15 protein-coding genes and 1 tRNA gene are annotated in these 12,720 nt (G+C 62.0%); 11 read left to right on the forward strand and 5 right to left on the reverse strand.

Annotation, left to right across the window (positions count from 1 at the left end; all coding sequences use genetic code 11):
* Positions 1-788: MipA/OmpV family protein (locus EN932_RS15790; RefSeq protein WP_164890499.1), on the reverse strand; the 788-nt coding region annotated here is incomplete at its 3' end.
* A 249-nt stretch (positions 789-1,037) separates the two neighbouring features.
* Between EN932_RS15790 and radC the strand changes: the two genes are divergently transcribed.
* A complete protein-coding gene (gene radC / locus EN932_RS15795) occupies positions 1,038-1,799 on the forward strand; it encodes a DNA repair protein RadC (protein WP_013532006.1) in 762 nt (253 codons plus the stop codon).
* Positions 1,800-1,909: 110 nt separating this feature from the next.
* Complete coding sequence (locus EN932_RS15800; RefSeq protein WP_013532007.1) at positions 1,910-2,686, forward strand: glutamine amidotransferase; 777 nt, start codon at positions 1,910-1,912, stop codon at positions 2,684-2,686.
* A gap of 119 nt (positions 2,687-2,805) precedes the next feature.
* On the opposite strand, the gene EN932_RS15805 is transcribed toward EN932_RS15800, so the two are convergent.
* Positions 2,806-3,330 carry a hypothetical protein gene (locus EN932_RS15805; protein ID WP_128368908.1) on the reverse strand — a complete coding sequence of 175 codons (525 nt, stop codon included), beginning with the start codon at positions 3,328-3,330 and terminating at the stop codon, positions 2,806-2,808.
* A gap of 160 nt (positions 3,331-3,490) precedes the next feature.
* Complete coding sequence (tig, locus tag EN932_RS15810) at positions 3,491-4,957, reverse strand: trigger factor (RefSeq protein ID WP_127368362.1); 1,467 nt, start codon at positions 4,955-4,957, stop codon at positions 3,491-3,493.
* A gap of 375 nt (positions 4,958-5,332) precedes the next feature.
* Between tig and EN932_RS15815 the strand changes: the two genes are divergently transcribed.
* A tRNA-Leu gene (locus tag EN932_RS15815) sits at positions 5,333-5,417 on the forward strand.
* Positions 5,418-5,477: 60 nt separating this feature from the next.
* Here the strand turns inward: EN932_RS15815 and EN932_RS15820 are convergent.
* The gene (locus EN932_RS15820) at positions 5,478-6,056 is read right to left on the reverse strand and encodes an NUDIX domain-containing protein (protein ID WP_024504405.1); all 579 of its coding nucleotides are present in this window, start codon (positions 6,054-6,056) and stop codon (positions 5,478-5,480) included.
* Between the two features lie 225 nt (positions 6,057-6,281).
* On the opposite strand from EN932_RS15820, the gene EN932_RS15825 reads away from it, so the two are divergent.
* From EN932_RS15825 to EN932_RS15835, 3 genes are all read left to right on the forward strand, one after another.
* Complete coding sequence (locus EN932_RS15825) at positions 6,282-7,385, forward strand: NADH:flavin oxidoreductase/NADH oxidase (RefSeq protein ID WP_127368223.1); 1,104 nt, start codon at positions 6,282-6,284, stop codon at positions 7,383-7,385.
* A gap of 112 nt (positions 7,386-7,497) precedes the next feature.
* The gene (locus tag EN932_RS15830; RefSeq protein WP_013532012.1) at positions 7,498-7,776 is read left to right on the forward strand and encodes a DUF982 domain-containing protein; all 279 of its coding nucleotides are present in this window, start codon (positions 7,498-7,500) and stop codon (positions 7,774-7,776) included.
* A gap of 30 nt (positions 7,777-7,806) precedes the next feature.
* A complete protein-coding gene (locus EN932_RS15835) occupies positions 7,807-8,046 on the forward strand; it encodes a DUF2188 domain-containing protein (protein WP_013532013.1) in 240 nt (79 codons plus the stop codon).
* A gap of 158 nt (positions 8,047-8,204) precedes the next feature.
* On the opposite strand, the gene EN932_RS38915 is transcribed toward EN932_RS15835, so the two are convergent.
* On the reverse strand, positions 8,205-8,756 hold the full coding sequence (locus tag EN932_RS38915) for a hypothetical protein (RefSeq protein ID WP_245460894.1): 552 nt from the start codon (positions 8,754-8,756) through the stop codon (positions 8,205-8,207).
* Positions 8,757-8,882: 126 nt separating this feature from the next.
* Here EN932_RS38915 and EN932_RS15845 point away from each other — a divergent pair, with 126 nt between their 5' ends.
* The 5 genes from EN932_RS15845 (at position 8,883) to EN932_RS15865 (ending at position 12,317) form a co-directional block, all read left to right on the forward strand.
* Positions 8,883-9,626 (forward strand): competence/damage-inducible protein A, encoded by a 744-nt coding sequence (locus EN932_RS15845; protein ID WP_127368224.1) that lies wholly within the window; start codon positions 8,883-8,885, stop codon positions 9,624-9,626.
* 81 nt (positions 9,627-9,707) lie between these two features.
* Complete coding sequence (locus EN932_RS15850) at positions 9,708-10,541, forward strand: universal stress protein (protein ID WP_024504401.1); 834 nt, start codon at positions 9,708-9,710, stop codon at positions 10,539-10,541.
* A 131-nt stretch (positions 10,542-10,672) separates the two neighbouring features.
* Positions 10,673-11,173, forward strand: a complete 501-nt coding sequence (gene gpt, locus EN932_RS15855) for a xanthine phosphoribosyltransferase (RefSeq protein WP_013532017.1) — start codon at positions 10,673-10,675, stop codon at positions 11,171-11,173.
* Between the two features lie 210 nt (positions 11,174-11,383).
* Positions 11,384-11,872 (forward strand): NUDIX hydrolase, encoded by a 489-nt coding sequence (locus EN932_RS15860; protein WP_013532018.1) that lies wholly within the window; start codon positions 11,384-11,386, stop codon positions 11,870-11,872.
* 133 nt (positions 11,873-12,005) lie between these two features.
* On the forward strand, positions 12,006-12,317 hold the full coding sequence (locus EN932_RS15865; RefSeq protein WP_013532019.1) for a PilZ domain-containing protein: 312 nt from the start codon (positions 12,006-12,008) through the stop codon (positions 12,315-12,317).
* Positions 12,318-12,720 lie beyond the last annotated feature (403 nt).

Consider the following 12,720-nt stretch of genomic DNA (forward strand, 5'->3'; position numbering starts at 1 on the left):
GCGTCACCCAAGAGAACGCCGACCCCCGCTTCGCCGCGCACCATCCAGTTCTCGTCGAGCATATATGTGGCGGAAATCGAAAAATCGGCGCGCTTCAAACCGGCGCCGGCATCATAGCGCGCCAGCCCCGAGCGAGCCGATTGCTCGGGCGTGACGCCAAAATAGGCCTGCATGTAGTTTTCGTCGGCGAACACGGCGGACGCGCTGGCGCCGATCATCAACGATTGAGACAGAGGCCGGGTCACCTCGATCCCCACCCTGCCCTCCAGGCCATCGCTGCCGCCGATGGTCTTGTCCAGCTGCGCGAATATTTCGGCCGGACCGAACTTCGCCGCTGCCTTCACGCCGACCGTCGCGCCCATGTCGACATCCCCCAAGCCGCGCAGATGGTCGGAGTCGTCTTCCTTGCGGCCCATCTCATAGCCAAGCCGCGCGCTGAAGGCGAACGGTCCTTGTTCATAAACGGCAATGTTGGCACCAGTCGGATCGATCGTCACCGTGTCGAGGAATGTCGCCGTGACGAAAGGCACCGGCATGATCTTGAATTCATTGCTGCCCTCGTATTTGGGGACGATGATGGCGCCGCCGCCGAGCACGACGTGCCAGTCGGACAGTTTCTGTTCGAAGCGCCCGAAACGGGAAGGCTCGGGCGGCAGGGTAAAATCATCGGAATTCACCGCAATGGCATCTGCCGCCAGCGCGCCGTCCGAATGGGCTGAAAGCAGGATTGCCATGACCGCAAGAGATGCCCGGCCGGCAAATAGTCCAGAGTCAATTTTGGCGAACATGCGTGCTCCAGTATAGCGAGGCAAAGAGCCTCCGGTGGCGTCACCATGTCAGGTGAAAGTGGCCGCATGCGTTAAGTGATGTTAAGTTTTGTTGCGCAATCGTGGTTTCATCTTGCCGTATAGGGAGGCCCTAGGCTGACAGTGGGCTGCCACGATCTGCCGTGGATCGTCTCGCGATCGGAGAACGGAACTGTTTCAATCCAGGCCAGAACAGCTCTAATGTCTGTGCCGGAGCAATGTGGGCGGGGTATGGGGAACACAAGCGACGATGACGAGCGGAGTTTCTTCTCCGAAGCGCCGATGCGGCCTGCTGCGAAAGCCAAGGCGACGCTCGACGAAAAGCCGCATTACCTCGGCCATCGCGACCGCTTGCGCGAGCGCTTTGCCCTGGCGGGTCCGGATGCCCTGCCCGATTACGAACTTCTGGAACTTCTGCTCTTTCGCCTGATCCCTCGTGCCGACACCAAACCGGCGGCCAAGGCGCTGCTGGCACGCTTCGGCACGCTGGCCGAAGTGCTTGGCGCCCCGGTGGGCCTGCTGCAGGAGGTCAAGGGCATCGGCCCTGCGGTGGCACTCGACCTGAAAATCCTCGCCGCAACGGCGCAGCGCATGGCACGCGGCGAGGTCCACGGCCGCGAGATCCTCTCGTCCTGGCAGCAGCTCCTCGACTATTGCCGCTCAGCAATGGCCTTCGAGGCGCGCGAGCAGTTCCGCATCCTGTTCCTCGACAAAAAGAACGCGCTGATCGCCGACGAGGTGCAGCAGACGGGTACTGTCGACCACACGCCTGTCTACCCGCGAGAAGTGATCAAGCGGGCGCTCGAACTCTCGGCGACTGCCATTATCCTGGTCCACAATCACCCGTCAGGCGACCCGACGCCATCGCGCGCCGACATCGAGATGACGAAGGAGATCATCGACGCGGGCAAGCGGCTGGGCATCGCGGTGCACGACCACATCATCATCGGGCGGAAGGGATATGCCAGCATGAAGGGCCTGCTGCTGATCTGAGATGGCAGGGCCGGCGCCAACGCCGGCCGACCCCGACCACGCGATCCCAGAGATCGGGGCGGGCGAAGCCGGCTAGAACAAGCGACTGGCGGAATCAGGAGAGTATGATCATGGCGAAAACAAAAGTCCTTCTTGTCGGCGAAAGCTGGGTGAGTTCGGCGACCCACTACAAGGGGTTCGACCAGTTCGGCAGCGTCACCTTCCATCTCGGGGCAACGCCCCTGGTCGACGCCTTGAAGGACAGCGAATTCGATCTCGACTACATGCCCGCTCATGAGGCCGTCGAGAAGCTGCCTTTCACCATGGAAGGGCTGTCGCAATACAGGACGATCATCCTGTCCGACATTGGCGCAAACTCGCTGCTGCTTCATCCCGATGTCTGGCTGCACGGCAAGACAGTGCCGAACCGGCTCAAGCTCCTGCGCGACTGGACGCTGGCCGGCGGCGGCCTGATCATGATCGGCGGTTACTTCAGCTTCCAAGGCATTGACGGCAAGGCGCGCTGGCATCGCACGGCGGTCGAGGAGGCGCTGCCGGTGACCTGCCTTCCCAATGATGACCGTCTCGAAATTCCGGAGGGCTTTCGTCCCGAGATCACTGGCTCAAGAGACCATCCGCTTTTTGCCGGCATTGAGGGCGAATGGCCGCTGCTGCTCGGTGCCAACGAGGTCGTCGCCCGCGATCGCGACGATGTCGAGGTTCTGGCGCGGCTGCCGCAGGACCAGGGCGGCCATCCCCTGCTGGTCACCGGGCGCCACGGCGAAGGGCGCACGCTGGTCTGGACGTCGGACATCGGACCGCACTGGCTGCCGAACAGTTTTGTCGAATGGCCCGGCTATGCGCGGCTTTGGACCAACGTGCTCCGCTGGGTCAGCAACGCCGTTTGATGATGTCGCCCCAAAGTGCGTTTTTGAGGCAACGACATGTATTAGAACAAAGGTTTGAAGCCGATCAGCATCACCGGGAACGGCGAGCTCGGCCGTTGCCGCCTTCGCCTCACGGTCGTTCACGGCGGATCGGTGTTGCAGTTTCCGGCAACCTGGCTGACCGCTTCGCCGAACCCGGCGAGGTCGAAATCGGCCTCGCCGCGCCCCGCCAGCAGCCCGAACCGCCACGAAAGCTGCAGCCGGTTCGCGGCGACAAGGCGCCTGATGCCATCGGCGCCATCGCGCACCAGCATCCGGCCGCGCGGCCCGACCGACCAGCTTTCGTCGAACTTGCTCTCCTGATCGACCGTAATCGTCATGGTGATCTTGCGGCTGGCCGAAACAGCGTCGTTCAGTTGCAGCCATTCAGTCCAATGCGGCTCGCCGTTTGCCCGGCAGGCAATCGTCAGGATCGGGCTGTAGCTCAAGGCACCGCCGCCGGTGATCAGCTTGTTGGTGGCGTAGAGCGAGGCCGTCACGAGGCCGTCTTCATTCGTGCCGAAGCGCCAGTTGTCAGGCACCGTGCCGGCCTGGGCAATGCCGCAGACCGAGATAAGGATCAGCGCGATTGCCGAAGCGTGTCCCAATTCGACGACCAGTCTCAACACGCCCTCCAACAACCAAGCGGCTTGCAATAGAAGCGCAGATAATGATCAAAGCTTGGTCGCCACAGGCCGTCGCTCGCGAAGCATGGCGGCTGTTGCAGTTTGGCAACGAAAAAGGCCGCCTCGAGGGCGGCCTTCCTGTTTCAGCGGAGCGCTGGTGTTATTCGGCGGCCTTCTTCTTCGGCGCGGCCTTCTTCTTGGGCTCTTCCGCGTCGTCGGCCGTCTTGGCGTCGGCCTTCTTGGCGGCGGCTTTCTTCGCCGGCTTCGCCTTGACGGCGGTCTCGTCCTCTTCGTCGTCGGCCATCAGCTCTTCCTTGCTGACCTTGACGTCGGTGACCGAAATCTGACCGAGCAGATGGTCGACCACCTTTTCCTCGAACATCGGCGCCCGCAGCGTGTTCAACGCTTCCGGGTTGTTGCGGTAGAACTCGAAGACTTCCTGCTGCTGGTTTCCTGGATAGCGCCGCACCTGCTCGAACAGGCCGCGCTGCAGCTCTTCGTCCGATACGGTCACGCCGGCCTTCTCGCCGATTTCAGCCAGCACCAGCCCGAGGCGCACGCGGCGCTCGGCAAGCCGCAGATACTCGGCGCGCGCCTCTTCTTCCGTCGTCTCTTCGTCGGCGAAGGTGCGTCCGGCTGCTTCCAGATCACGATTGACCTGCGCCCAGATGTTGTTGAACTCGGCGTCGACGAGCTTCGACGGCGCCTCGAACGAATAAGCCGCATCGAGCTGGTCGAGCAGCTGGCGCTTGACCTTCTGGCGCGTCATGGCGCCGAACTGGTTCTCGATCTGGCCGCGCACGACGTCGCGCAGGCGCTCCAGCGACTCCAGGCCGAGATTCTTGGCGGTCTCGTCGTTGATTTCCAGCGCGCCGGGCTGGGACACTTCCTTGACGGTGACATCGAAGGTCGCTTCCTTGCCGGCCAGATGCGCCGCCTGGTAGTTTTCCGGGAAAGTCACGGTGACCTGCTTTTCCTCACCGGCCTTGGCGCCGACAAGCTGATCCTCGAAGCCGGGGATGAATTCCTTCGAGCCTAGCACCAGCGGCTGATCGGTGCCGGCGCCGCCATTGAAGGCCTCGCCGTCGATCTTGCCGACATAGTCGATGGTGACACGGTCGCCATTGGCGGCCTTGCCGGTCTTCGGCTCGTAGCTGCGCGCCGATTCGGCAACGCGCTGGACCTGCTCGTCGATCTCGGCATCAGGCACGTCGAATACCTGGCGCGTCACCTTGATGTCGGACAAGTCCTTGATCTCGATCGCCGGGATGATCTCGTAGTTGAGGCGGAATTCGAAGTCGGCGCCGCCGGCCAGGATCTTCTCGGCTTCCTTCTCGTCCTCGGTCATGATGACTTCAGGCTGCATGGCAGCCTTTTCACCACGCCCGGTAATGATCGAACGGGTCGAATCGTTGAGGATTTCGTTGACCACTTCGGCCATGAACGACTTGCCGTAGACCTTGCGCAGGTGCTGCACCGGCACCTTGCCTGGACGGAAGCCGTTGATGCGGACCTTGTTGCGGGCATCCGAAAGCCGCGCCATCAGCTTGGCTTCCATGTCACCGGCCGGCACGGTGATCTTGATCTCTCGCTTGAGACCGGAGTTGAGCGTTTCGGTGACCTGCATCGTAAAACCTTTGTTTTCACCAATGAGACTGCCACGGCCTCTGCCGTTCACAGCCTGCCGGTATATTCTTGCCGGGAATGGCTTTTGGTACGGAACCTGGCGATTTGACCGAAAACCCGGCTCAAACTCTCCCAAACTGCGTTCCAAAATGTGAATAAGTTCTTGTTTTTCCTACTTCTTATCACATTCTGCAGAAGCGGATCGTCGCGTCCCGTCACATTTGACACGCCTTTTGTCACAGGCGAGGCCAATTTTCAACAGTCTTCGCATCCCAGCCGATAACCAGCATTCGGGGCCTGCCCCACATCTTGTCGCTGGGCCACATCTTGTCTCTGACATTGACAGAATGATGGCCACATGGGATTGCCGGTCCATGCGGATGTGGCGGAACTGGTAGACGCCCTGGATTTAGGTTCCAGTGCCGAAAGGCGTGGGGGTTCGAGTCCCTTCATCCGCACCACCCTTCGAGCTTCGGGTGGCGGGCCACCCGAAAGCCCTGGCGAAGGAGGACCGGCGCCGTTCAGGCAGGCATCGGATTGAGCTTCAGATGCTGGATCAAGATGATGGTCTTGGCGTCGACGATACGGCCATCGGCGATGCCGGCCAGCGCCTCGTCGAGCGGCATTTCCAGAACCTCGATGTCCTCGCCCTCTTCTTGCGCGCCGCCGCCGGCCGAGATGCGGTCGGCGGGTGAATAGCGGCCGATGAAAAACCAGAGCCGTTCGGTGACGCTGCCGGGGCTCATATAGGGCGAAAACAGCCGCTCGATATCCTTCAAGCGATAACCCAGCTCTTCCTCGGCTTCCTTGCGGATGGCGGTCTCCGGATCGTTTTCGTCCAACAGGCCGGCACAGGCCTCGATCAGCGGCTCGCGGTGGCCGGTGACGTAAGCGGGATAGCGGAACTGGCGCACCAGAAGCACGGTCGAACGCAAGGGGTCGTAAGGCAGGATCACCGCACCATCGCCGCGATCATAGGTCTGGCGGATTTGCGTCTCCCACTGACCGTCGCGCCGGCGGTAGTCGAGGACGGTCTTCTTCAGGATGGCCCAGTCGTCGGAGAGGATTTCCTCCGAACGGACGCGAATACGATCTTCCATCCCGGTCTCCATGCTAAAGCGCGTCGCGCTTCATGCTCCTGTTTATGCCTGTCGTTCTCCCAAAACCGGAGCCACTTTTGGGAGACATGCCTGGCCGAGGCGTAGCCGCGAACCGGCATTTCGGCAATCCCGCCCGTGATTGGTCCAGAAGCCCTTTCACCGCCTCGTGTCTGGCGCAGGCGCCATCGGTCGCCTAAATAGCTGCGAACCCTCCCGGAGTTTCTCATGACAGCGTCGCTTTTCCAGTCGATCACTCTCAACGGCCTCACCTTCCCCAACCGCATCGCCGTCGCGCCGATGTGCCAGTATTCCGCCGAGGACGGCTCGGCCAGCGACTGGCATCTCCATCACTGGATGAACCTCGCAATGTCCGGCGCCGGCATGGTCACGGTCGAGATGACCGATGTCGAGCGGCGCGGGCGTATCACCCATGGCTGCCTCGGCCTTTACTCCGAAGACAATGAAGCGGCCGCCCGCCGCGCGCTGGACGCTGCACGACGCGTCGCCGCACCCGGCACGAAATTCGGCTCCCAACTCGCCCATGCCGGCCGCAAGGCTTCGAACCGCAAGCCGTGGGAGGGCGGCGGACCACTGCAGCCAAACGAGGATCCCTGGCAGACCGTCTCCGCCTCGGCCATCCCCTACGACACCGGCTGGAACGTGCCGCACGCTCTGGAGGACGAGGAGATCCTACAGCTGATCGAGCGCTTCGCCGAGGCGGCAAGGCGAGCCGAACGCGCCGGCTTCGATTTCCTCGAACTGCACGCCGCGCATGGCTATTTGATCTTCCAGTTCCTGTCGCCCTTGTCCAACCAGCGCACGGACCGCTGGGGTGGCGCGCTGGAAAACCGCATGCGTTTTGCCGTCGAAATCACCAAGGCGGTGCGCAAGGCGGTGCCAAAGCTGATGCTCGGCGCAAGGCTGTCCGTGAAGGATTGGGTCGACGGCGGCTTCGACGTGGCGGACGCGATCGAAGTGGCCAAAGCGCTGAAGGACGAGGGCGTTGCCTATCTCTGCTGTTCGAGCGGCGGCAATTCGCCGTTGCAGAAATTGCCCACCGGCCCCGGCTATCAGGTGCATCTGGCGGAGGCGGTGCGCAAGGGCGCTGATATTCCGACCCGCGCCGTCGGCCTGATCGACGACCCCAAGCAGGCCGAAGCGATCGTCACCGAGGGCCGCGCCGACATGGTGGCGCTGGCGCGGGCCTTCCTGGCTGATCCGCGCTGGGGGTGGCGTGCGGCGGCGACATTCAGCGAGACAATCCACCCGGCGCCACAACTTGCCCGTTCGGTGACCACGATGCAGCATTGGATGAAGGCGGCGGGCTGAACGGTTCGCGCTCCCGACACGGCGCTGTAGAGCCTTCAAACAGCCTCTGAGACGTTTGGGCGCAGGCTGACGGCCATGGTTGCAACCAAATTGGCTGCTTTGCGTTGCGGCCATGATGGACAACAAACCTTTTGAAGTGCCGGTCGTCGTCGAACTTGGCCACGTCGGCAAATATCGCCACATCCGCAGCGCCCAGGAGGCCGCGGAGTGCCTGATGACGGTGTGGCCGCTCAATCGCGGCCCGCGCCATCGTGATGCCCTCGACACTTGCCTCAAAGTGCTGGAAGGTTATCGTTCGACAGCAGATGCGCGCCGGGCGCTGATTGAAGCCGCCAAGGAATCGGAAGTGCTGGTGCCCGACGACAGACTGCCCGACGACCGACTGCATTGAGCAGACGGACCTTTCAACCGGAGGTTTTTCATGGCGAAGCTGACTTACAAGATCGTCGAACATGACGGCGGCTGGGCCTACAAGGTCGGAGCGACCTTTTCCGAGACGTTTCCGACGCATCAGGACGCGTTGCGCGCCGCCGAAATCGCCTCGGCCGAGCAGCAGGTCGCCGGAGCGACGGACGGCATCCAGTATGAGGACGCCGAGGGAAAATGGCATGAGGAACTGGCCGACGGCCGCGACCGGCCGCAGACAGAAGTCTCGGATTGATCGGTGTCGCGGTTGATGTGGAGCGGTTCGACGGAGCGCCGACCGCAGCGCCGTCCGGAGAGAGGACGCGCCAGCGGCCAGCGGCTGTCCTTGCGGACTAGCCCTCGAACATGGATTTCCAGAAAATCGGCGTGCGCTTTTCGGAAATCGCGTTCTGGCTATTTGCCGCAATACTGATCGTTGACGTTTTGCCCTGCGTTAGCGTCCGGGCCTGGTGTGTTGTGGGCACATGGGCCTATTGCGCCGGTGTTGCCTTGAGTGTTCAACCCGGAGCCGTCACTGATGCTTCCCGTGGTGTAGGGGTCGACAGTTGTCTGGTCGTTGTTACCGAACAGCCACCAGTCATGATTGTTTGAGTACCTGTCGTCCAGTGACTGCGCCATCGCCGATGTGGCGAGACCAATCGTCAGGACGGATGCTGCGAGAAGTTTTGTAACCATTGAATCACTCCGTATCTTAGCCGCTTTGGTGCGACACTCATAAAACCCGGTAGTCAGCCGAATGGTTCCTTGAAATTGTCGTGAAGCTGAGGTGAGGCCCCGATCAGCCCGGCCGGCGATGCGCTCGATGGATGCGGCGGTTCGCTCCGCGGCCACGAATTGCGGCACGTGCCCCTTGCCGTTGGGCCCCTCGATGCGGCCGAGATCTTGCTCGACCGCCACGTTATCGCAGAACATGGTGTGGAAACGAGTTGGCTTCGACCGAGCCATCCACCTCCGGCGGTCATGTAGTCGGGCAGGGAAGCCGGCGCCGCGGAGATGACATTGCGGCCACCGCCGCGCCGCGCTATCTCAGACCACTCGCCTTCCCGGGCCACTCGCTTGCCGGAGCTTCCCATGCCTGAAATCGTGACCGCTGCCATGCTCGTCATCGGCGATGAGATTCTGTCCGGCCGCACCAAGGACAAGAACATCGGCCATCTCGCCGACGTCATGACGGCGATCGGCATCGACCTGAAGGAAGTGCGCATCGTCCCGGACGAGGAAGACGAGATCATCGCGGCGGTGAACGCCGTGCGCGCGCGCTACACTTATGTGTTCACCACGGGCGGCATCGGGCCGACGCATGACGACATCACGGCCGATTCCATCTCCAAGGCCTTTGGCGTGCCTTGCGAATACGATGCCCGGGCCTATGCCATGCTGGAAGCAAGCTATGCCGCGCGCGGCATCGAATATACCGAGGCCCGCAAGCGCATGGCACGGATGCCGCGCGGCGCCGATCTCATCGACAATCCGGTGTCGGTCGCGCCTGGCTTCCGCATCGGCAACGTCCACGTCATGGCTGGCGTGCCGTCGATTTTCCAGGCCATGCTCGACAATGTCGTGCCGACGCTGAAGGCCGGCACGAAGATGCTGTCGGCGACCGTGCCCTGCCCGTTCGGCGAAGGCCTCATCGGGGGGCCGCTGGGTGATATCCAGAAAGCGCATCCCGATACGATCATCGGCTCCTATCCGAAATATGGCGATGGCAAGTTCTGGACCGAACTGGTCGTGCGTGCCCGCAACCAGGAGGCGCTGGACGCTGCCCGCGCCGATGTCGAGGCGATGGTCGCCGGCTTCGCCAGCAATCCCGGCTGATCTGGTCCAGACCGGAACAAAGCACGACGCTGCAACGTTTCCCCGGCACGAGTTCGCCAGCTCGTGAACTGAGGGATTGTCATGCGATTCAAAACCATCGTCGCCATTCTGCAGAACGAGCAGGACGCCGAGCGCGTGCTCGACTGCGCCATTCCGCTCGCCACCCGGTTCCAGAGCCATCTGGTCGGCATCCACGCCGAAACGCTTCCCGTGCCCTACACCTCTGCCACAGGCTTTCCCGACACCGAATTCCTGCAGGTTTCGGCAGACATGAACCGGGAACGGGCCGAGAAATTAAGGACGCTGTTTCTCAGGCATATCGAGGATTCCGGTCTTTCCTTCGAGTGGCGAAGCCTGGAGAGCTTTTCGGGTGACAGTGCGCTGACCGGGATTTCGAGCGTGCGGGCCGCCGACCTGATCATAGCAGCGCAGCGCGAAACGGGCGGCGATTCCAGCGCGGACGTTGACACGCTGGTCTACGATGCCGGCCGGCCGGTGCTGGTGGTGCCGCACGAGGGTCCGCTGATCACCACCTTCAAACGCGTCTTGCTCGCCTGGAACGGCAGCAAGGAAGCGGCGCGCGCCGCCTTCGACGCGCTGCCCTTCATCATCGAAGCCGAGAAGACCGACATATTGGTTATCGACCCTCCTGAAACGCTCGACGACAGCCCGGAGGCCGCCGGCGCCGAAATCGCGGCAGCGCTGTCGCGCCACGGCGCCACCGTCAGCGTCTCGGTGCAGCAGTCGGGCGGCAGTTCGGTCGATGACATCATCCAGACCAGGATCGCGGAGACCGGCGCCGATCTGCTGGTGCTCGGCGCCTACAGCCATTCATGGCTGCGCCAGCTTCTGTTCGGCGGCGTGACGCGCAGCGTTCTGCGCACCGCGCCGGTGGCAGCCTTCCTGTCGCGGTAAGCCCACGGCGATCGCTGGCCCTTGCCTTGCCAAGGCCCCTGCTCTTGCCAAGATGGGGGCTTTCCAGCTAATTCCGCGCGCATTCCCCTGTTTTCTTGCGCGCGATCCCCGCGTGCTGTGGAGTGCGCGACATGTCCCTTCCCGAAAAAGCCTTTCCGGTCTCCTGGGACCAGTTCCATCGCGACGCTCGCGCACTCGCCTGGCGGCTTGCCGGCGCCAACAAAGGGCAATGGAAAGCGATCGTCTGCATCACGCGAGGCGGGTTGGTGCCGGCGGCGATCATCTCGCGTGAACTTGGCATCCGCGTCATCGAAACCGTCTGCGTCGCCTCCTATCACGATTATACCAGCCAGGGGCAGCTGCAGGTCCTCAAGGAGATCACCCCTGCCCTGCTCGCCGAAGACGGCGCCGGCGTGCTGATCATCGACGACCTGACCGACACCGGCAAGACGGCGGGCATCGTGCGCGCGATGATGCCCAGGGCGCATTTCGCCACCGTCTATGCCAAGCCGAAAGGCAGGCCGCTGGTCGATACTTTCGTCACCGAAGTCAGCCAGGACACCTGGATCTATTTCCCGTGGGATATGGGCTTCACCTACCAGAAGCCGATCGCCGACGACCACGCCGGCTGATTCGCAACTACCCTGTTACAGACCAGCAGCTTGCACCGGGGATGGATTTGCTTTCGCAAACAGGTCCGGCAGAGCCGGATATTTCGCGAAATCGACGTCTATTGGCGGAAATTGGCCAGGCGAATGAAATTTTTTACTTTTATTGCCGACAATTAGCCGTAAGATTCGTGAGACGGCAAACGATTCCGGAGGCTGGGGCTAGCTTCTTCGATGTTGACGAGGCCAACGACACACAATCATCTGGCCGAAAGGGTCCGACGGCTCTTCGGCACCGCGCCGTGCCGCCTGCAGGTTGCCGCCCTGCCCTGGCGCGACACGGGAGACGGCGTCGAAATCATGCTGATCACCAGCCGCGATACCGGCCGTTGGGTTTTGCCCAAGGGTTGGCCAGAGGCCAGGGAGCCGCTCTGCGAGGCCGCGGCGCGCGAAGCCGGCGAGGAGGCCGGGCTACGCGGCCGTGTCTCTCATCTTGAAGCCGGCCGTTACTTCTACGCCAAGGCGCTGGCTTCCGGCGAAGAAGTCCCGTGCGAGGTCCTGGTGTTTCCGCTGCATGTCGACAAAGTCGCGGACCGCTGGAAGGAAAAACGCTCACGCACCCGCAAATGGGTCCGTGCAAGCGAAGCGGTGCGCATGGTCAACGAACCCGACCTTTGCCAGATCATCGCCTATTTCTGCGCCGACCCGCACAGCTTCTCCTGACGGGCGGCCACACCGCGCTCTTTGCAAAATGGGACTGGCTTGCAAAGGCTGGACACGCGTTGCCGCGCATCGACATGAATGCTTTGCTAAGGAATCAAAGGTAGGATTCGGCAGCTCTGGTATTTTTTGATCGATGGCGAATCCCGCAAATCCAATTCCAAACGAGTCCGACGAGCCTGAGCGCGAGCATCGTCCGCGCGTGCTCAAGGGCGGGTCGATCATCACCGGAATTTCGAATTCGGAAGTCGGCTGCACGCTGCGCAATCAACATGAAGGCGGAGCCGAACTGAAGATACCGCTGGAAGCCCGGGTTCCCGATCGCTTCCTTCTCTATGTGCCGCTCGACGGCATTGCCTATCGGTGTGAGGTCCGCTGGCGTCGCAATGACCGTATCGGGGTGCAGTTCACCGGCACCGAGCCAAAACCCAGGCTGCACTACGGCTGATCCATTCAGGCACGACGCTTTGGATCGTTGCCGCGTCCGGATTGCCTGGTGACGGCAAAATTGCGATCGCCGCACCGCATTCTATCCCCGTTATCCACATATGTGACACACAAGATGTTGGGGTCACAAAAGCTACGCAAACGAATCCTTGACGGCGCAAAACGAGTCGCCTTTTATAGGCCATGCGCTCCTGTTGAGAGTGCGACCGGAAAGTTCTGAGCCCGGTCTTTTTCCCGGATTATGTGCGTTTTGCTCGCATTTCCGCCTGGTTACGAGGCCGGCGGAAGCGTTGGAATTGTGGGGCGGTTGGGGTCGATAGGGACAATTGTCGGGCTTGAATAAATTGTCTGTTAATACTATATTTAGTGTTTGCAGGTAGGTTCGACGCTAGATAGTGTGAATT

Source organism: Mesorhizobium sp. M7A.F.Ca.US.002.01.1.1 (assembly GCF_004022955.1).
Classification (GTDB): domain Bacteria; phylum Pseudomonadota; class Alphaproteobacteria; order Rhizobiales; family Rhizobiaceae; genus Mesorhizobium; species Mesorhizobium ciceri.